The sequence below is a fragment of the Frankia sp. AgB1.9 genome, assembly GCF_016786355.1.
Lineage (GTDB): Bacteria > Actinomycetota > Actinomycetes > Frankiales > Frankiaceae > Pseudofrankia.
This window is the reverse complement of the sequence record NZ_JADWYX010000034.1, coordinates 40,667-58,212: the sequence shown is the minus strand read 5'-3', so window position 1 is coordinate 58,212 and position 17,546 is coordinate 40,667. Positions and strand designations below refer to the sequence as shown.

The following is a 17,546-nucleotide window of genomic DNA, read 5'->3' as shown; positions in this document are numbered from 1 at the left end:
TGGTGAGGGGCGCCGGTCACGAAGAGGCGCGGGCTCACCGATAGCGTCTGGTCGAATGGACTGGGTACGGCGATCGCTCGCCGCGGGGTGGGTCAGGCCGCCGCTGTGATCACGTCGCGCAGCGCCGCGGCCGACGTCGTGAAGAAATCCAGTTCCTGCTGCTCGCTGACGTCCGCGCGCAGGTCGTCCGGGCCCGGACGGCGACCGGCGGCTACCTCGGCGCCGTACGCGGCCGCGCGCCGCTCCAGCGCGGCGAACTCGTCGGCCGTCAGATCCCGGTGGGACGCGGCCCAGCGCGGCTCGTGCAGAAACAGCGACATCTCGGCTCTGGTGGCCGTGATGCCCTCGATCGAGATGTTGAGGTTCGGGTTGTGCTCGGCGAGCAGCCCGAGCACCACCGGCCAGTCGATGATCCCCGAGCCGATCGGAACGATGAACCGCCCGTAGCCGTCGTCCGTCTCGACTAGGGCGACGTCGCGGAAATGGGTCTGCCGCACGTAGGGAGCCAGCCGCCGCGCGGCCGCGCTCGGCTCCTCACCCCGACAGACCACGTTCGCGATGTCGAAGGTGATACCGAAGGCGTCCGGCCCACCGGCCTCGACCAGCCGGATGGTCTCGAACGACGTGATCTCCTCGTGCGTCTCGATGTTGAGATGCGCCCCGGCGCCGCGCAGCACCGGCCCGAGCTTCGTCAGGTACTTCTCCGTCGCGGCGAGCTGGTCCTCCCAGTCGACGTCGGTGCGGAACCGGTCGCAGGCGAACAGGCCTGGAAGCCGGTGTTTGTAGTTCGCCGTCGCGGTCCACAGCTCCGTGATGCCCACGTCCGCGACCGCCTCGATGATGCGGGCCATCCCGTCGAAGTAGCTTCCCCGCCCGAACTCCCGGATCTCGGGTGCCTCCGGCGTGGCGTACGGGTTCACCTTGGCGATACCCGTCTCGATGTACATGTCGAGCGCGGCCGCCGCCTGGACGACGTCGGAAAGCTCGGCGGGGTCCATCGTCCGGCTCAGCTCGAACGGGGACCGGAAGAAGGCGCCCTCAAGCCCGGCCGCCTTCATGGCCTTGAGCGTCCCGATCGCGCCCAGTTCGAGGGAGCGCGGGAACTTGCTGCTGTCGGCGCCGACCCTGGTCATTTCGCCCACACCGAGTCCTCGTTCTCCGCCAGGTTGACGAGGCCCCGGGAGAACACGTTGTTCGGGTCGTAGAGCCGCTTCGCCCTGGCGAGACGGTCGTACTTGTCGCCGTAGACGGAGCGGGCCATCTCCTCGTCACCCGCCACCGAGGTGAAGTTGATGTAGGTGCCGTTTCGGTAGGGCTCCAGCTCGTTGTCGAACCTGCGGGCCCAGTCGACGAGTGGGGCCTTCTCCGACGGGTACCGCCAGTCCGCGCCGATGTTGACGCTGAGCACCGACTCGATGCCCGCGGTCGAGTCGTTCGGGCGAGGCCGCGGCTGGTGGGTGCCGGCGATGAGCTCGAACGGGCAGAGCAGCTGGTGCGCGATGTGGGCACTCGAGTTGAGGCTGCGGCCCGGGTACTCGTCGACGAACCTCAGCACCACGTCGATGCCCTCGTCGTCGAAGTTGTCGAGCGAGGTGTGCTTCCAGTAATGGCCCAGCCCGTAACGGAACTCGTCGTCGGTGCTGTGCTGGAGCGTGACGTGCGGGATCGTCCGCAGGCTGGTGTGGATCGGGTCGGCCAGGGCGAACATCGGCGCCGTGGCCTCGGCCTCCCCCGCCGGGTCACCGTAGAAGATCGTGGCCACCGAGATGATCTGCTTGCCGCGATGCTCGGCGGGAATCTGTGACCAGTACTCCGGCGCCCGTAGCAGGCGGATGTAGGTCCCCATGTTGCCCGGAGCCGCCGGTCCCCATTCGTGGAAGAACCGCAGGATCGCGCGCCGGTCCGAGGCGCCGAAGAGCTGCTGTCGGATGGTGACCAGGCCCGGGAGGGCAATCGTGCGGAAAACGAAGCGGGTCACGATTCCGAAGTTGTGGCCGGCACCCCGCAGCGCCCAGAACAGCTCCGGATGGTCCTGCTCGGTGACGGTCAGGATTCGCCCGTCGGCCACGACGACCTCGATCTGCTCGACGTGGTCCACGGTCGCGCCGAACATCCGGGACAGGTAGCCGAGACCGCCGCCGAGCGTGAGCCCGGCGACCCCGGTGTGCGAGACGACGCCCGCGGGCACGGCCAGGCCGTGGCCGGCCAGCGCCTGGTCGACGTCGCCCCAGCGGCAGCCGGCACCGACGGAAACCCGTCCGGTCCGCTCGTCCAGCTCGACCGACCGCAGCAGACCCGTGTCGATCATGACGGCGCCGTCCAGGACGGCGGTGCCCGCGAGATTGTGCCCGCCGCCTCGAACGGTGATCGGAAGGCCGGCCGCCACACATTGTTGGAGGGCGGCGACGACGTCCGTCGCGGACGTGGCGCGGACGATGGCGAGTGGGTGGCGGTCGATGTCGGCGTTCCAGACCCGGCGCAGCACGTCGTACCCGGCATCGCCCTCGGCGATGACGTCACAACCGACGGCGCGGCGCAGGTCGGCGACTCGTGCGTCCATGGTGGTGGGGGCAGCGGCGCTCACGCGCATTCCTTTCGTAAGACAGGCACGCACCTGGCGGGGCGGGGTCAGGTGGTACTTCCTGCACGCTCGGCGGTCGGTCAGGCGCTGAGGTCGATCTCGCGGCCGACGCCTTCGGCGCGGGCGCGGTCGATCAGGAGGCGGGCGGTCGCGGTGTCCTGCAGCGCGAGCCCGATCGAGTTGAACAGGGTGATCTGGTCGGGCGATGTGCGACCCAGGGTGCGGCCGTCGATGACGTCGCCGAGCTCGCGCAGGGCCTCCTCGGCCTTGATCGCGCCGTCTCGGATCGCCAACGCCGTGTCACCGGACTTGGCGAGGCTCTCGTCGGCCGAGTCGACGACCACGTAGGCCCGAGCCATGGCCTCGTTGTCGACCTCGCGGTGGTCGGCGCGTGGCGGGGCCCCGACGACGTTGACGTGCAGGCCGGGGGTGAACCAGGCTCCATGGACGAGTGGCTCGCGAGACGGCGTCAAGGTGCACAGGACGTCGGCCGCACGGGTGACGGCCTCGGGCGACGAAAGCGCTCGCACCGCGAACCCCAGCGCCTTCGCCTGCTCGGTGAAGGCATCGACGGTCGACGCGGAACGCGACCAGACGACGACGTCCTCGACCGGCAGCACGTGCGCCAGCGCGCGTAGGTGTTCGATCGCGAGCCGGCCCGCGCCCACCAGCCCAAGCGTGCGGCTGGACGCTCGGGCCAGGTACTTCGTCGCGACGGCGCTGGTCGCCGCGGTGCGCACCGCGGTGATCAGCCGGCCGTCCAAGAGCGCCTCGCACTCGCCGGTCACCGTCGAGCAGACCAGGAGCGTGGTGCGCTGCACCTTGCCGCCGACGCCCACGAGGTCCGCGAGGAACTTCACGGTCGCGGTCCGCAGGCGCTCGTCGACGGCGAGCATCGGGAGAAACACCGCGTCGCCAACCATGACGGCGGACGCTCTGCCATTGGCGGCCTGGCCCGCGGCCAGACCACGGTGCGCGTCCTCGACCGCGCCGATGACCGCGGTCCTGTCGATGAGCGACTCGATCTCCGAGCGGCTGAGCAGGAGCGTCATCGCGGCCCGGGCTTCCCGGACCGCGCGATCAGCCGGCCACTGGAAGCGACCGAGAGATCGTCGGCGGCGCCTGCGATCCATGCCATGGGCTGTGACCTTCCTTCCGGGCGCGGGACGTGCGACGACGCGCCGAGCAACTGGGCATGCCGGCGGGAACCGTGACGGATCAGGGCGCGGTTCGGACAGCCCACGTCAGACCGATCGCGGGACGGGGCGGTGCCGGTCGCCAGCGGGTCAGGCCTGGCCGGCCGATCGGAGGGCGGGCGTGCGCTGGAGGACGCGCGTCGGGCCGCGCGAATTACCCGGCCGCGCCGCGGCGGCGAGTCCGCACCGAGGTCACGGCGCCGCACTCAACGGACGGGTCGAGTACGTGGACTCAGCCGCAATCCGCCGTTGGACGTGATGGGTCTGGTCAGGTCCTCAGCCAGCGGCGGGGAGGATGGAACGCAGCGCCTCGATCGAATAGGAACGTCCCCGCTCGACGTGCGCGATGGCTATGGCCGCGGCGTACTCGGCGTTGCCGTCCCAGATCGCCTGGCAGAGGTCCTGGTGCTCCCGACAGAGCGCGCCGGCGTCCCGCTCGGCGGTAAGCCGGAACAACCAGCGGACTCGACCGTTGATCGGCCGCATCAGGTTCGCCAGGGTCCTGTTACCGCTGAGCGCCACTATCTCCTCGTGCAGAGAGGCATTCGCCGTTGTGATCGCCATCGTGTTGCCATTCGCCGTCGCCGCCTCAGCAAGGACGAGCGCCCGGTGCAGGCGGTCGGTCGCGCCCCTGCCCGACTGACGGGCGGCGAGCCGGGCGGCGAGCGACTCCAGGCTGGTGCGTACGTCGAAGAGCTCCTCGACATCGCGGAGCGTCAACTGGGTCACCACCGAGCCGCGACGGGGCTCGGAGACGATGAACCCCTCCGCTTCCAGCTGAGGGAACGCCTCTCGCACCGGGATCCGGGAGACGTCCAACGCGAGCGCGATCTCTCGCTCCCGCAGCCTGGTTCCCGGCGCCAGCTCACCGTTGATGATGCGTTCACGGATGTTCTCGTAGATCTGCTGGACCAGTGACCGGTCGGCGACGCCCAGGGGTTCGGGGGCGAGCCGGCTCGGCGGGTCGAGCGACGTGATCTCTACCTGGTCGGCTGACCCAGGCGTCGTCATCGCCCCACCCCCGTGTCGATCTCCGTGGCCGCCACGATCGTACGGAAGCCCACGCGCCTGCAGCCTGAGACGCTCGCAGCCGGCACGACTGAGTCCTCCTGACGCTTCGTGACACCAATTTCGGACCGTCTGGTATACCGCGTGCGCCTGTCTGGCGCAGTCCGAACCCGGTTCGACTCGACCGCTCGATCCGGCACCCGACCGGACCTCTGAGCTTCGTCGCGCCGGCCCATGAGCTCTTCGTTACGGATCGCGGCACCACAACAGCTGTCGCGGCGGGCACCGTTGGGCCCGACTCGACTCACGCCAAGGCAACCTGCGCCTAGGAATCGATCTTCATCTGCTGCCCTCCGAGGAGATCGAGTTGCCTGTTGTCGTTCCGAACGTTCCCGACATCAGGCATACAATCTTCCAAATGTTGCGATCGAATGAACGCTGCCGTCCGACTTCGTTACGGGGCTCAGGCAGCCCACTAGTGCCTTGCTACCAGGGAGAATGGTCGCGATCTCGAGCCCTGGTCGCCGGGGCGGCTCCGACCGCCGATCGCCACTTGGCATACCAAGAGGCAGATGATCTCGCCGTCGGAGGCAGACCTGAGCCCGTTGACGAGCAGGCGACGAGACGGAGATCCTTCTCCGACCTTCGCGGTCTATGGCATGCCACCTGTCCCCCAGGCACGTAGACACCGGTTGATCGCCGCGACGGTGCAGGGTGGCATGGTGCGGCGACGACTACCGTGACTGGGACGGACATGACGGAGACCAACCTTGATCCCGAGGACGGCCGCGCGCCGACCGGCCGCGGCCGGGGCCGGCCGCGCGGGCTGTCCGAACGGGTGCGCCGCGACGTGTTCGGCGCGGTCCGTTCGATGCTCGCGACCTCCGGCTACGAGGCGCTGCGGCTCGACGACGTCGCCGCGGCCGCCGGCGTCCACAAGACCACGCTCTACCGGCAGTGGTCCAGCAAGGCCGACCTCGTGCGCGACGTGCTGATCGCCGCGGAGTCCGCCGCGCTTCCGCGCCCCGACGAGGGCAGCTGGGAGCGAGACCTAGAGAAGCTCCGCGAGGGCCTGCTCCTGCTCTTCAACCATCCCACGACCATCGCCCTGATCAGGACGAGAGCCACCGCGAACGACGACGTCCTGACCGGTGGCCTGCGGCTCGCGAGCCAGGAGATGGCGTTCCTGCGGCTCCCGTTCGAGCGGGCCGTCGCCCGGGGCGAGATCGACCCCGACGCGGATGTCTCGATGCTCGTCGAATGCCTGATGTCCGCGTTCACGACGCGGCTGTGCGTGACCAGGATTCCCATCGACGAGGCGTTCACCCGCAGGCTCATACGCCTGATCAAAGCCGCCGCCGGCGTGGGCCCGGCCGCCCCCGGGGCCGGCGGGACCGAGCGGTCCACCGGCTAGGACGCCCCTCAGTTTTCTGCTTCGATCTGTTGCAGAAAATCCGGGCATCGGGGTAACGTCCGGATCGCCGGCCCCCCACGGCGCACGGCACGCTCATCGGCGTCGATCTCAGGACCCAGGCGTGGCGGACGAGGAGTTCAGACTTGTATCCCGGATCTCACGCGACCACTCGCCCCGACAGGGCCGCCGTGGTGATGGCGGGCACCGGTGAGACGGTGACCTACCGCGAGCTGAACGAGCGTTCCCTGCGCCTCGCGCGGCTGCTGCGCGCACGCGGGTTCAACCAGGGCGACACCGTCGCGCTCATGGCCGAGAACCACCCGCGGTATCTCGAGGTCGTGTGGGCCGCGCTGCGCTCGGGCCTGTACCTGACCGCGATCAACTGGCATCTGTCGCCGAGCGAGGCGGCCTACCTCGTGGCCGACTCAGAGGCGAAGGCGCTGATCACCACCAGCCACCTCGCCGCGACGGCGGCGGAGGTCGCGAAGTTGAGCCCGGCCGGCTGCGGCGTGCGGCTGATGATGGACGGCGCGCAGGCAGGGTTCGAACCGTACGAGGCGGCTCTCGCCACGCAGACCGCTCAGCCGTTGGCCGACGAGCCCCGCGGCGAGGTCATGCTCTATTCCTCGGGGACGACGGGCCGGCCCAAAGGGATCCGGCGCCCATTGTCCGGCGAGTCGGTCGCCCAGCCGTCCGGCGGCGGTATCGCGACGATGGGCCGTTTCCTGTTCGGGATGGACGAGAACACGATCTACCTGTGCCCCACTCCCCTGTACCACGCGGCGGGCCTTCAGTGGTCGGCCGGCGTCCACCAGCTGGGGGCGACGCTGGTCGTCATGGAGAAGTTCGACGCCGAGGGCATGCTCGCCGTCCTGGAACGGGAGCGGATAACCCACGTCCAGGTGGTGCCGACCATGCTGGTGAGGCTGCTGAAACTGCCGGCCGACGTCCGCTCGAAATACGACCTGTCGAGCCTGCGCCGCCTCGTGCACGCCGCGGGTCCCTGCCCGGCGGACGTGAAGCGCGCGACGATCGACTGGCTCGGTCCGGTAGTGGACGAGTACTACTCGGGGACCGAGGGGTGCGGCCTGACCTACATCGGGTCCGCCGACTGGCTGGCGCACCCGGGCTCCGTCGGCCGTCCCCTGATCGGGACGCCGCACATCTGCGACGAGGCCGGACGGGAGCTGCCGACCGGCGAGGCGGGACTGCTGTACTTCGAACGCGACGAGCCGCCGTTCGAATACCACCGGGACCCTGGAAAGACGAAGGACAGCCGCCACCCCGACCACGCCAACTGGACGACCTGCGGCGATCTCGGCTATCTGGACGGCGAGGGGTACCTCTATCTGACCGGCCGAAAGAACTTCACCATCATCTCGGGCGGGGTGAACATCTACCCGGCCGAGATCGAGGCCGCGCTCATCACGCACCCGCTGGTCGCCGATGTCGCCGTCTTCGGACTGCCCGACCACGAGATGGGCGAGTACGTACACGCGGTCATCCAGCCCGTCGACGCCGATACGGGCACCCCGGAGCTCGCCGACGAGCTGCGCCGTCACGCCCGGGCCAGCCTCGCCGGCTACAAGGTCCCCCGGGTCATCACCTTCCGCCCAGAGCTGCCACGTATGCCCACCGGCAAACTCGCGACGGCGGCGCTGCGCGCCGAATACCTCGCTCCGCGCACTGATCAGCCGGCCGTCCCGACGCCGCGGCTCTGATCCCGGTCCTCGTCCAGTCGCCACGTTCGCGAACGTATATTGTATCAAGTATCTCATTGTGGATGTGACTTGACCCCATTCCGTTCCCCAGGACCGTCCCCAAGGCCGGTCCGGCTGCTGAAGGAGATACCGATATGAGGCATCCCGGCCGGGTTGCTCTGGTCTTATCCGTCGCCTGCGCCGTCGGTGTAGCTGGTTGCTCCACCAGTTCGAGCGGCGGCGCGGGTTCCGGCACGGTCACGGTCAATCCGGCGTTGAGCAAGCTCGGGCCGGACCACGGCTGGAGCCAGACCAACGTCACCGTCGATCCCGCCAAACTCGCCTGCGGCTCCAAGGCGCCGGATCCGAACCGCGGTATCACCGCGACCTCGATAAAGATCGGCTCACTCGCCACCGTCACCAGCCCCGGCGGGGTCGCGTTCGGCGACTTCCCCACCGGCGCCAAGATCCGCCTCGACGCGGCGAACGCCGCCGGCGGCGTCGCCGGACGCCAGTTCGACCTCGCCAGCACCCGCGACGACGGCGCCGACCCAGGCCGCGACGCCGACCAGGCCAAGGCCATCGTCCAACAGGACCAGGCCTTCGCCACCCTGGTCGGGACCACCAACGGCAGCTACATCGACGCGTTCTGCACCGCCGAGATGCCGTTCTTCGGCTGGGGCAACAACACCGGCTTCTGCGGCAACGCCATCGGCTTCGGCATCACCGGCTGCCAGACCCCCAAGACCGGCGACCCGCGGGCCTACGACACCGGCGGCGCACTGACCATCGCCAACGCCCTCCCGGCGGGCACCGCCAAGACCGCCGCACTGATCGGCCTCGACAACGACGCCGCCCGACAGGGAATCATCACCGTCGGCCAGGGCCTCCAGTCAGCCGGCTTCAAGATCGTTTATAACAAGTCGACCATTCCGGTGTCCGGCCTGACCGACGCCACCGCGATCGTCAACGCCGTCATGACCGCCGACTCCGGCAAACCCCCCGCCGTCGTCTTCTACGTCGCCCAGTTCGGCGACGCGGTCAAGCTGTCCGGATCCCTCAAGGCCGCCGGCTTCAAGGGCGCGCTCGTCTCGCCCATCTACGACCCACGCGTCTCGACCGTGCCCGAGCTCGAAGGCACCTACGCACTCCTGCAGTGGCAGGGCGGCTTCGCCACCGACATCCCCGCCGTCGCGCAGATGGCCGCCGACTTCGAGAAGTACGCCCCCGGCACCGCGCTCAGCCTCACCTCGATGGCCGGCTACTGGTCCGCCGACATGCTCGTCAAAGCACTCGAGAAGACCGGCCAGAACCTCACGGTCGACACCTTCCTGAAGACCCTCAACACCGACTACACGAACTACGTCGCCGCGGCCGTGCCCGAAACCCGCTGGCCGCTCAACCACATCGCACCAGCACCGTGCGAAACCCTCGCCCACCTGACCAACGGCAAATGGAGCGCTCCCGCTCTCCAGTGCGGCGCCATCGCCAAGGCGTCCTGACCCACGTACCGGGCCCGGCCAGTCAGTTCGGCCGGGCCCGGTACCTCGCCCGCCGCCCGTCCGCCCCGCCCGGAGGACCGCATGTCCGTGCTGCCGACCATCGACGTCTATGACCCGGTCCGCTATGAGTCCGGCATTCCGCATGACGACTTCCGCGTGCTGCGCGCGCAGGCTCCCGTGTTCCGCCACCCCGACCACGAGCGGCCGGACGGCCTTTGGGCTGTCACCCGGCATGCGGACGTGATGCGGGTTTCACGCAGCCCGGAGCTGTTCTCGTCGAGCCGGTGCACCGCGATCCTGGCCGAGATGACCGAGGAACAGCACGCCCAGCAACGGCTGATGATGCTCAACATGGACCCGCCGGAGCACAGCCGCCTGCGCAGCCTGGTGAACCGGGGCTTCACCCCGAAGGTGGTCAGCCGCATGGCCGAGCGCCTTCAGGACGCCTGCGACACGATCGTCGACTCGGCGCTGGCCGTCGGCACGGGTGACTTCATCGATCTCTGCGCGGCCGACCTTCCGCTGATCGTCATCGCCGAGCTGATGGGTGTGCCGATCGAGGACCGGCACAAGCTTTTCGACTGGTCGAACCGGCTCGCCTCCGCGACCGATGGGCGGATGGACCAGAACGGCGACGCGGCGGTCGCCGTCATTGAGGCCTACTCCTACGCGAACGACCTCGGCGCGGCCAAACGAGCCTGCCCCGCCGACGACATCGTCAGCCGCCTGATCGCCAGGGACGACGAGGGCGAGGAACTCTCCGAGCTGGAGTTCGACCTGTTCTTCCTCCTGCTGATGTTCGCCGGCAACGAGACGACGCGCAATGCCATCGCCGGCGGCATGCAGGCGATGATCGACCACCCCGACCAGTGGGAACGGCTCCGCGCGGACCCCGACCTCGCCCCCCAGGCCGCGGACGAGATCGTCCGCTGGGTCAGCCCGGTCAACGGGTTCCGCCGCACGGCCACCCGCGATGTCGAACTCGGCGGCGAGCTCATCCGCGAGAACGACAAGGTCGTCATCTTCTACGCCTCCGCGAACTTCGACGAGTCCGTCTTCGAGGACCCGTACACGTTCGACATCGGCAGAAGCCCGAACCCCCACCTCGGCTTCGGCGGCGGCGGCCCACACTTCTGCCTCGGGCGCCACCTCGCCATGCTCGAGATCGAGCTGATGTACCGCACCCTGGCCGCCCGAGTACGCCGGGTCGAACCCCTGCGCCCACCCAGCCGGCTCCGCTCCAACTTCGTCAACGGCGTCACCTCGATGCCGGTCCGCCTCATCCCCGCCTGACAGGGGGCCGCGGCCTCGCCGATCCTGCTCCGGACCGCTGCCCGATCACGGCTTTCTGTCATTTCCCGGGCGTGGGTGCTGGCGCGAACAGCAGCGTGACACGGTCTTCAACAGGCTCGAAACCGAGCCGTTGATACACGCCGTTGCTTGTCGGATTAGCTAGATCGGCGAACAGCAGAACCTCCTGCGTTCCCCCGTCCAGCGCGGCCTGGCTCACCGCCGCCGTGACAGCCCCCGCATAGCCCGTTCGCCGGAGACCTGAAGGCGTGTACACGGGCGCGATACGTGCCATCCCACCCACCGGACGGGTAATTCCCGCCACGGAGACCGGCTCCCCGTCAACCTCCCACAGGGTGAAGCCGTCATGGCTGAGGCGATCGTCGACCCGTCCCGCGGCAGCGCGGTGGGCCATAGCCGGGACCGTAACCTTCGACCCGACTCAAAGGTCAAGGCCGCCGACCAGGCGGGCTGCACTGGCACGAGCGCGCCTGGTCCTGCGCCGAGGGTCTGCGGCGCCCGGCTTGTCGTAGCTGACTACAGGTCGGAACCCCCTTACCGCTGGACCATGGCGGTGATACGGGCGTAGCCGAGGACATGGCTGGACAGGGTAAAGGCCACGATCGCGGGCGGCGTGGCGCCCGGCAAGCCGAGGGTGGGAATGTCCAGGGCGTACACGGTGAGCTGGTAGCGGTGGGCGATGTCGCCGGCAGGCGGGCAGGGCCCGAGATAGCCGGCGACGCCCGCGTCGTCGGTGCCGGACACCGCGCCGGGCGGCGGCGTCGGGCCGAGCTGTCTGGCGGTGGCCGGAATGTCCCAGATCAGCCAGTGCCAGAAGCCGGACCCGGTGGGTGCGTCCGGGTCGAACATGGTGACCGCGTAGCCGCGGGTACCCGCCGGTGCCCCGGTCCAGGTAAGCCGCACGGGCTGGTTGGGGGCGTCGCAGCCGAATCCGTTCGCCCAATGGCTGGCCGGGAGTGCGCCGCCGTCGCGTACGTCCGGGCTGCTGGCCAGGAAACGGACCGCCTTGTCCGGGATGTCGCGGCGGACGACCGTGTACCCGTAGCCGTCAGTGTGAGCGGGGCTTGGGGCCGCGGCGGCCGTGGTGACCATTCCCGCGGCGCAGAGTGCCGCGAGCGCGACAGCAGTCGCGACGCGAACCGGTGATCTCATCGGTGCCTCCCGCTCGGTGGTGTGCGCGGACCACGATGCGGGCGCCGGCGCGGGCTCGGGAAGGCGTCGCGCATGCTGGCATCCGGAATACCAGGGTCGCCGCTGGAACCTGTCCCGACGGAGGTCGATCATGGGGACATGGCGCACCGGCGAACGATGCGACGCCCGGAACTGGCGCGGTTCCTGCGCGCGAAGCGGGCACAGCTGCGGCCGGAGGACGTGGGCCTGCCCTCCGGCGACCGTCGCCGCACGCCGGGCCTGCGGCGGCAGGAGGTCGCGCAGCTGGCGACGGTCAGCGTCGACTGGTACATCCGACTGGAACAGGGTCACGTGGGCACCCCGGGCGCCGAGGTGCTCGACGCGATCGCCCGCGCTTTGCTCCTGTCGCCGTCCGAGCGCCGCCACCTGCACCTGATCGGCCGCGGCGAGGAACCGATCGACGCGGATGTGCCCACCCCGGGCAGCGGCTCGCTGCTGACCCTGCTTGACCGTATGCCGCTGGTGCCCGCCTACCTCATGGACTTCCGCTGCGACGTCCTCGCCCGCAACGCCGCCGCGGCGGCGCTGTTCGGTGAGGATTTCGGCATCGGCGAGGCGGCCAACAATGCCTACCAGCTTTTCCTGGACCCGAGGACCCGGGAAAGGCAGCTCGACTGGACACGTATCGCGCGGGAGACCGTCGGGAACCTGCGCGCCGATCTCGCGCGTCACCGCGATGACGCGCGGCTCGGGGCAGTCGTCGCGCGCCTGCGCCGGGACAGCGTCGAATTCGCCGCCTGGTGGGATGACCACACGGTGAAGGAGCGCTCCCATGGCGTCAAGCGCATCCGTCACCCGGTGGCCGGTGAGATGACCGTTGCCTATGACATTCTCGCCACCTTTGACGGCTCCCACCAGCGCCTGTTCGCCATCACTCCGGTCGACGCGGCGACCGACCGCGCGCTGCGCGGGCTGATCACGGACCGCGGCCAGATCATGACCGGCAGGCCACGCCGTTTCACCCAGGAGCCAGCAGCCGACTGGGTCACCCAGCAGGCCAGAAACCTGACCCACCAGCTCGACGAGGCGGGCCGTACAAGTTCGGCGCGCGGGCCTCGCGGCCGAAGTTCGACCTTGTGATGCAACTGCCGGGCGCCGGCGCGTACCGCCCGGTTCGGGCGACTGGTTGGCGGTATGCGCTGGTCAACGGCGCTGGCGCAGGGCGGTCAGGCGGTCGCGTAGCGCGGGCTCGTCGGCCGGCGACGTGACGATCTCCACGAGTTTCGTGCGGCTCGTGGCGCCGTGTACGAGGGACACATCGGCACGGCGCAGGCCGAGCGCGTCAGCGAGTGCGCGCAGGGCCGCCTCGGTCGCCTTCCCGTCGACCGCCCGCGCTGAGACACGCACCACCAGGCTCGGCTCACCGTCCGGGCCGCCCAGCTCACCGCCGACGGCGGTCCTGCTGGCCCCTGGTCGCACTCTGATCGTCACCCGCACGCACCCCATCGTCGACGGTGCAGCCCCCGGCCGGGAACGCGCCACCGCCGCGCCAGGACTTCGATGAGTTTCGCGGGACCCAAGGGTCTAAGTGATCGTGAGTGTCCGCAAGACGCGCTGGACAGCAGGAGGATCAGGCCATGAACTCGACGGCACGCCGGATGTTCGAACTGGTCGAGCCGATCGGTGTCATCCCCTACGCGGCCGACGAACCCAATGAGGCGATGTTCGCCCTGGGGTTCACCAACTACTGGGATACCTACTTCGCCGGACGGGCGGCGCCCCTGGGTCTCGTCCCGGCGGAGGTGGTCGACGCGCTCTTCTACAACTTCGCTCCCGGCGAGGTCGCGCGCCACATCCCGAAGGTGTGGGACACGACCACGCCCGAAGCGGCGATCGCCGCTCGTCAGACGGGTTGCGTGAAGGCGTTGCGGCGGATCCTCGCCGATCACGTCGACTCGCCCACCTTCGCACGGGCCGCCGAACTGTTGCTCAGGGCCGCGACCAGCGCACCGTTCGAGGGCCGGCCCATGTACGCCGCGCTGCGCGCGATCCCGATCCCCGATGACGTGGTGGCTCGCCTCTTCCATGCGGCTTCCATGCTGCGCGAGCACCGCGGCGACGGGCACATCGCCGCCCTGATGACCGAAGGGGTCGGCGGCCTGGAGGCTCACGTCCTGCTCGCCCTCGACATGGGCATGCCCGCGCAGAAGTTCGGACGGATCCACCACCTCCCCCCAGCGCAGCTCGCCGCCGTGATCGACGGGATGCGCGATCGCGACCTGATCGGAGACGACGGTTGGCTCAGCGAAACGGGCCGCGCCATCAAGCAGCGAGTCGAACAGCTCACCGACGACCTCGCCGCGAAACCGTACGAGAGCCTCAAGCCCGACGAACTCGACGACCTCGCGACCGCCCTCGAACCACTCGCCAAACTGCTACTCGCCGACCAGGACTGGTAAACGGAAAGCGGCCGCTCTGACCAGGCCAGTCGTCTGCAAGATTTTTTCGGCTGCAATACCGCCCGTGTCGCAAGGGGGTTGGCGTCACATTCGTTGACGGTCCTGGCGTCGCGGCTGGTCACGCTAACCAGGTGGTTCGCAGTCGAGGCCGCTTCGAGATCGCGCTCTGGACCGCCGAAACCGGCGACACCGCCCGCGCCATCGAACTCTGGCAGGCCCTCATCACCGATGCCACCCGTGTCCTCGGACCAGCCCACGACCTGATCCGAGACAGCGAGGCCAACCTCACCGAACTACGCGGACAACCCGGCGACGCCACACCACCGGCGTAACAGCCGCAGACGCCAGCCACGCGTCACCCTGTGTGGTCGGCATTTCCCAGCAGCAGGCAGGCCAGCAGGAGGCGGAACAGGGCCGCGCCCGGCGCGTAGCGGACCCGGCCCGCCGATATAGCGGCCGGCCGTGGCCCGGAGGCCGACAGACGGACTAGTGAGGCATGCGCAACATTGGCTCAGGAGCCCGCGGGACCGAGGCCCCAGCCCGGTGTGGCGAGGGCGCCGGAGAGTTGGTCATGGGCACCGGGCGCGGGGGCCGACGGGTCGGTGCCAAGGTCGACGACGCGGTTGCGGGTGTCCACGTGTACGACCCGCGGATGGAACGTGCGGACCTCGCGCTCGTCGACCTGGCGAAACGCCATGATGATTACCAGGTCGCCCGGGGCGACGAGGCGGGCGGCCGCGCCGTTCATGCCGACGACACCCGATCCGAGGGTGGCCGCGATGGCGTAGGTGGTCAGGCGAGCGCCGTTGTTGATGTCGACGACCTGGACCTGTTCGCCTTCGACCAGGTCCGCCGCGATCATTAGTTCCTCGTCGATCGAGATTGAACCGACGTAGTGCAGGTCCGCGTGGGTGACCGTGGCGCGATGGATCTTGCTTGACAGCAAGGTTCGGTACACGGGGATGGCTCCCTGGGTGAGGCGTTGCGCTGCCGTGCTCTATACCTACCGGTGGGTTAATGGATTGAGGCGCCCTCGTCCAGCCGCACATCGTGGCGGTAGAGCGCCACCGCACAGTAGCCGCTGCGACTTGCCGGTAGCGCGCCGTGTGACCGGCGTGATGCTGCATCCGTGCCGACGTGATCGTTTCAGATCACCTCGATGATCATTTCTGTGGCCGTGCCGCCGCTGGCGCACATCGAGACACAGCCGTGGGTGGCGCCGCGGCGGCATAGTTCGCCGGTCATGGTGACGACATGCGGGCACCGGTGGCAGCGATGGGGTGGCCGAGGCTTTGCGCCGCTGCCGCTGCCGTTGACGATGACGATCTCGGGCTTGATGCCGAGCGTGTCAGCCGTTCCGCAACCGGGTCTCGCTGTCGCCCCGCGCGACATTGGATGGCACGACGTGCCACTCATGTCATGTCTTGACAGTCGCGGCGTGACATCTTACGGTTCCGTTTCATCCACGTTTCGTTCGCGAGTGGCAACGGCAGCACCGGCCATCCCGCGTTGGTCGTCGCCGCTCTCGGTACATGCAGCACAACCAAGGAGCGCGGTCGGATGAGGAAACGTCGTCGGGTCGTCTTATCAGTGATTCTCACTTCGTTGGCGACGGCGCTCGCCGTGGTGCCGGTCGCCTTGTTCGGCACGGCCGCGGCGTCAGCCGCAGGGCCGAGCCCGACCGTGAGCGGCCCGGTCGCGGGGGGCACTCCGTCCGAGTTCATGTTCTCGACAAACTTCGACCTGGCCACCATCGGCTACCGGGAGTCGGAGTTCTTCCTCTCCGGCAACGCGAGCAGCTACACATCCGCCAACCCGCTGACCAGCGACGGCAAATGGTCGGTGACGCCGAACGGAACCGCGCCTTATACGACCCGAGCGGTCGTCCGGCGGCCCATCGACCCCAAGAAATTCAACGGCACCGTCATCGTCGAGTGGCTCAACGTCAGTGGCGGCGTCGACGCCGCGCCGGACTGGACGATGACTCACAACGAGCTGGTCCGGGAAGGTTTCGCCTGGGTTGGTGTCACGGCGCAGTGGATCGGCGTCAACACCGCCAAGGGCGGCAACCCGACGCTGCTGCCGGGGAACCCCGTGCGCTACGCGCCGCTGTCCCATCCCGGTGACAGCTACTCGTACGACATCTATTCGCAGGCCGGCCGGGCGGTCCGCGACAACTCCGCGCAGATGCTGGGCGGTCTGAAGCCGCGCGAGCTGATCGCCGCCGGCGAGTCACAGTCGGCGGCCCGACTGATCACCTACATCGACGCGGTACACCCGCTCGCGCGGGTCTACGACGGGTTCCTCGTGCACAGCCGCGCCGCCACCGGTTCAGCCCTCTCGCAGGTGGCCCCGCCCGCCGCGACACCCATCGTGCCCGCGCCCGCGACGGCCCTGATCCGCGACGACCTCACCGTCCCCGTCTTCGTCTTCCAGACCGAGACGGACGTCGTTTTCAGCAACCTCGCCGCGCGCCAGCCTGACACGAAACGGTTCCGCACGTGGGAGGTCACGGGCACGGCGCACTTCGACGACTACGGGCTGCAGATCGGACCCGCCGACACCGGTGACGGGCAGGGCGCGGTTCAGAGCCTCGCCGCCATGCAGAACCCGCCGACCAACACGTCGGCCGGCGTGTGCGACCTGGCGGTCAACACCGGTGGAGCGCACTGGGTGCTCGACGCGGCCGTCTACTGGTTGAACCAGTGGGTAACGAACCGGGTGGAACCGCCGCGCGGGCAACCCTTGCAGACAACGAGCGCGTCGCCGGTGGTATTCGCCAAGGACGTCAACGGCAACACGCTCGGTGGCGTGCGGTCCCCGCAGGTCGACGCGCCCATCGCGGCGCTCGGCGGGATCGGGAACTCTCCCGCGACCTGCATTCTGTTCGGAACGACCGTGCCATTCAGTGCCGACCAGATCGCTGGCCTCTACAAGAACCACGGCGCCTTCGTCGCGCAGTGGAGCAAGGCGGCGGTGTCCGGCGTTGCCCACGGCTACCTGCGCCCCGCTGACGCGGCGGAGCTGGTGAACGCCGCGGCGCGTTCGCGGATCGGAGGGTAGGAGGCGGAACGTGCTGGAGCCGGGCGCGTCGGCGCGTCCCGCTCCAGCACGTCCTCCCGCTGCCGACGTGCATGGCCACCCGACCCTGACAGCCGGCGACCCGTCCGCGTGATCAATCGAGGAGCGCGTCGGCTGGTCTCCCCTGTCAGGTAACTTGGACCGGCTTCCGGCGCCGTCGCGG

16 protein-coding genes are annotated in these 17,546 nt (G+C 69.2%); 8 read left to right on the top strand and 8 right to left on the bottom strand.

Annotation, left to right across the window (positions count from 1 at the left end):
* Nucleotides 1-92: 92 nt before the first annotated feature.
* The 4 genes from I6A60_RS15740 to I6A60_RS15725 all read right to left on the bottom strand — a co-directional run bounded on the left by I6A60_RS15740 (nt 93) and on the right by I6A60_RS15725 (nt 4,788).
* Entirely contained in the window at nt 93-1,133 is a 1,041-nt protein-coding gene (locus I6A60_RS15740; protein WP_203023115.1) for a sugar phosphate isomerase/epimerase, read from the bottom strand.
* Nucleotides 1,130-2,584 (bottom strand): FAD-binding oxidoreductase, encoded by a 1,455-nt coding sequence (locus tag I6A60_RS15735; protein ID WP_203023114.1) that lies wholly within the window; start codon nt 2,582-2,584, stop codon nt 1,130-1,132. The genes I6A60_RS15740 and I6A60_RS15735 overlap by 4 nt, the downstream gene beginning before the upstream one ends.
* A gap of 77 nt (nt 2,585-2,661) precedes the next feature.
* Nucleotides 2,662-3,633, bottom strand: a complete 972-nt coding sequence (locus tag I6A60_RS15730) for an ornithine cyclodeaminase family protein (RefSeq protein WP_203023113.1) — start codon at nt 3,631-3,633, stop codon at nt 2,662-2,664.
* Between the two features lie 420 nt (nt 3,634-4,053).
* On the bottom strand, nt 4,054-4,788 hold the full coding sequence (locus I6A60_RS15725) for a GntR family transcriptional regulator (RefSeq protein ID WP_203023112.1): 735 nt from the start codon (nt 4,786-4,788) through the stop codon (nt 4,054-4,056).
* Between the two features lie 751 nt (nt 4,789-5,539).
* On the opposite strand from I6A60_RS15725, the gene I6A60_RS15720 reads away from it, so the two are divergent.
* The 4 genes from I6A60_RS15720 (at nt 5,540) to I6A60_RS15705 (ending at nt 10,694) form a co-directional block, all read left to right on the top strand.
* Nucleotides 5,540-6,199 (top strand): TetR/AcrR family transcriptional regulator, encoded by a 660-nt coding sequence (locus tag I6A60_RS15720; protein ID WP_203023111.1) that lies wholly within the window; start codon nt 5,540-5,542, stop codon nt 6,197-6,199.
* Between the two features lie 143 nt (nt 6,200-6,342).
* Complete coding sequence (locus tag I6A60_RS15715; protein WP_203023110.1) at nt 6,343-7,920, top strand: acyl-CoA synthetase; 1,578 nt, start codon at nt 6,343-6,345, stop codon at nt 7,918-7,920.
* Between the two features lie 254 nt (nt 7,921-8,174).
* Nucleotides 8,175-9,401 carry an ABC transporter substrate-binding protein gene (locus tag I6A60_RS15710; RefSeq protein ID WP_238435515.1) on the top strand — a complete coding sequence of 409 codons (1,227 nt, stop codon included), beginning with the start codon at nt 8,175-8,177 and terminating at the stop codon, nt 9,399-9,401.
* A gap of 81 nt (nt 9,402-9,482) precedes the next feature.
* Entirely contained in the window at nt 9,483-10,694 is a 1,212-nt protein-coding gene (locus tag I6A60_RS15705; RefSeq protein WP_203023108.1) for a cytochrome P450, read from the top strand.
* Between the two features lie 58 nt (nt 10,695-10,752).
* Here I6A60_RS15705 and I6A60_RS15700 read toward each other — a convergent pair whose 3' ends face one another.
* Both I6A60_RS15700 and I6A60_RS15695 read right to left on the bottom strand, forming a co-directional pair.
* On the bottom strand, nt 10,753-11,106 hold the full coding sequence (locus I6A60_RS15700) for a GNAT family N-acetyltransferase (RefSeq protein WP_238435514.1): 354 nt from the start codon (nt 11,104-11,106) through the stop codon (nt 10,753-10,755).
* Between the two features lie 140 nt (nt 11,107-11,246).
* On the bottom strand, nt 11,247-11,864 hold the full coding sequence (locus I6A60_RS15695) for a YbhB/YbcL family Raf kinase inhibitor-like protein (protein ID WP_203023107.1): 618 nt from the start codon (nt 11,862-11,864) through the stop codon (nt 11,247-11,249).
* A gap of 72 nt (nt 11,865-11,936) precedes the next feature.
* Between I6A60_RS15695 and I6A60_RS15690 the strand changes: the two genes are divergently transcribed.
* A complete protein-coding gene (locus I6A60_RS15690) occupies nt 11,937-12,983 on the top strand; it encodes a helix-turn-helix transcriptional regulator (RefSeq protein ID WP_307873701.1) in 1,047 nt (348 codons plus the stop codon).
* Between the two features lie 63 nt (nt 12,984-13,046).
* Here the strand turns inward: I6A60_RS15690 and I6A60_RS15685 are convergent, their stop codons facing one another.
* On the bottom strand, nt 13,047-13,340 hold the full coding sequence (locus I6A60_RS15685) for a DUF167 domain-containing protein (protein WP_307873700.1): 294 nt from the start codon (nt 13,338-13,340) through the stop codon (nt 13,047-13,049).
* 140 nt (nt 13,341-13,480) lie between these two features.
* Between I6A60_RS15685 and I6A60_RS15680 the strand changes: the two genes are divergently transcribed.
* Together I6A60_RS15680 and I6A60_RS15675 are read left to right on the top strand one after the other, a co-directional pair.
* Nucleotides 13,481-14,302, top strand: coding sequence for a MarR family transcriptional regulator (locus I6A60_RS15680; RefSeq protein ID WP_203023104.1), 822 nt, complete (start codon nt 13,481-13,483; stop codon nt 14,300-14,302).
* Between the two features lie 131 nt (nt 14,303-14,433).
* Entirely contained in the window at nt 14,434-14,634 is a 201-nt protein-coding gene (locus tag I6A60_RS15675; protein WP_203023103.1) for a hypothetical protein, read from the top strand.
* 179 nt (nt 14,635-14,813) lie between these two features.
* On the opposite strand, the gene panD is transcribed toward I6A60_RS15675, so the two are convergent.
* Nucleotides 14,814-15,260 carry an aspartate 1-decarboxylase gene (panD, locus tag I6A60_RS15670; protein WP_203023102.1) on the bottom strand — a complete coding sequence of 149 codons (447 nt, stop codon included), beginning with the start codon at nt 15,258-15,260 and terminating at the stop codon, nt 14,814-14,816.
* Nucleotides 15,261-15,862: 602 nt separating this feature from the next.
* Here panD and I6A60_RS15660 point away from each other — a divergent pair.
* Nucleotides 15,863-17,365, top strand: a complete 1,503-nt coding sequence (locus tag I6A60_RS15660; protein ID WP_203023101.1) for an alpha/beta hydrolase domain-containing protein — start codon at nt 15,863-15,865, stop codon at nt 17,363-17,365.
* Nucleotides 17,366-17,546: the final 181 nt, after the last annotated feature.

What these genes read in the sequence shown, in the direction of transcription:
- I6A60_RS15730 (WP_203023113.1), bottom strand. Translation starts at nt 3,633, where the DNA reads ATGACGCTCCTGCTCAGCCGCTCGGAGATCGAGTCGCTCATCGACAGG.
- I6A60_RS15720 (WP_203023111.1), top strand. Translation starts at nt 5,540, where the DNA reads ATGACGGAGACCAACCTTGATCCCGAGGACGGCCGCGCGCCGACCGGC.
- I6A60_RS15700 (WP_238435514.1), bottom strand. Translation starts at nt 11,106, where the DNA reads ATGGCCCACCGCGCTGCCGCGGGACGGGTCGACGATCGCCTCAGCCAT.
- I6A60_RS15695 (WP_203023107.1), bottom strand. Translation starts at nt 11,864, where the DNA reads ATGAGATCACCGGTTCGCGTCGCGACTGCTGTCGCGCTCGCGGCACTC.
- I6A60_RS15740 (WP_203023115.1), bottom strand. Translation starts at nt 1,133, where the DNA reads ATGACCAGGGTCGGCGCCGACAGCAGCAAGTTCCCGCGCTCCCTCGAA.
- I6A60_RS15660 (WP_203023101.1), top strand. Translation starts at nt 15,863, where the DNA reads ATGAGGAAACGTCGTCGGGTCGTCTTATCAGTGATTCTCACTTCGTTG.
- I6A60_RS15725 (WP_203023112.1), bottom strand. Translation starts at nt 4,788, where the DNA reads ATGACGACGCCTGGGTCAGCCGACCAGGTAGAGATCACGTCGCTCGAC.
- I6A60_RS15680 (WP_203023104.1), top strand. Translation starts at nt 13,481, where the DNA reads ATGAACTCGACGGCACGCCGGATGTTCGAACTGGTCGAGCCGATCGGT.
- I6A60_RS15690 (WP_307873701.1), top strand. Translation starts at nt 11,937, where the DNA reads ATGCTGGCATCCGGAATACCAGGGTCGCCGCTGGAACCTGTCCCGACG.
- I6A60_RS15705 (WP_203023108.1), top strand. Translation starts at nt 9,483, where the DNA reads ATGTCCGTGCTGCCGACCATCGACGTCTATGACCCGGTCCGCTATGAG.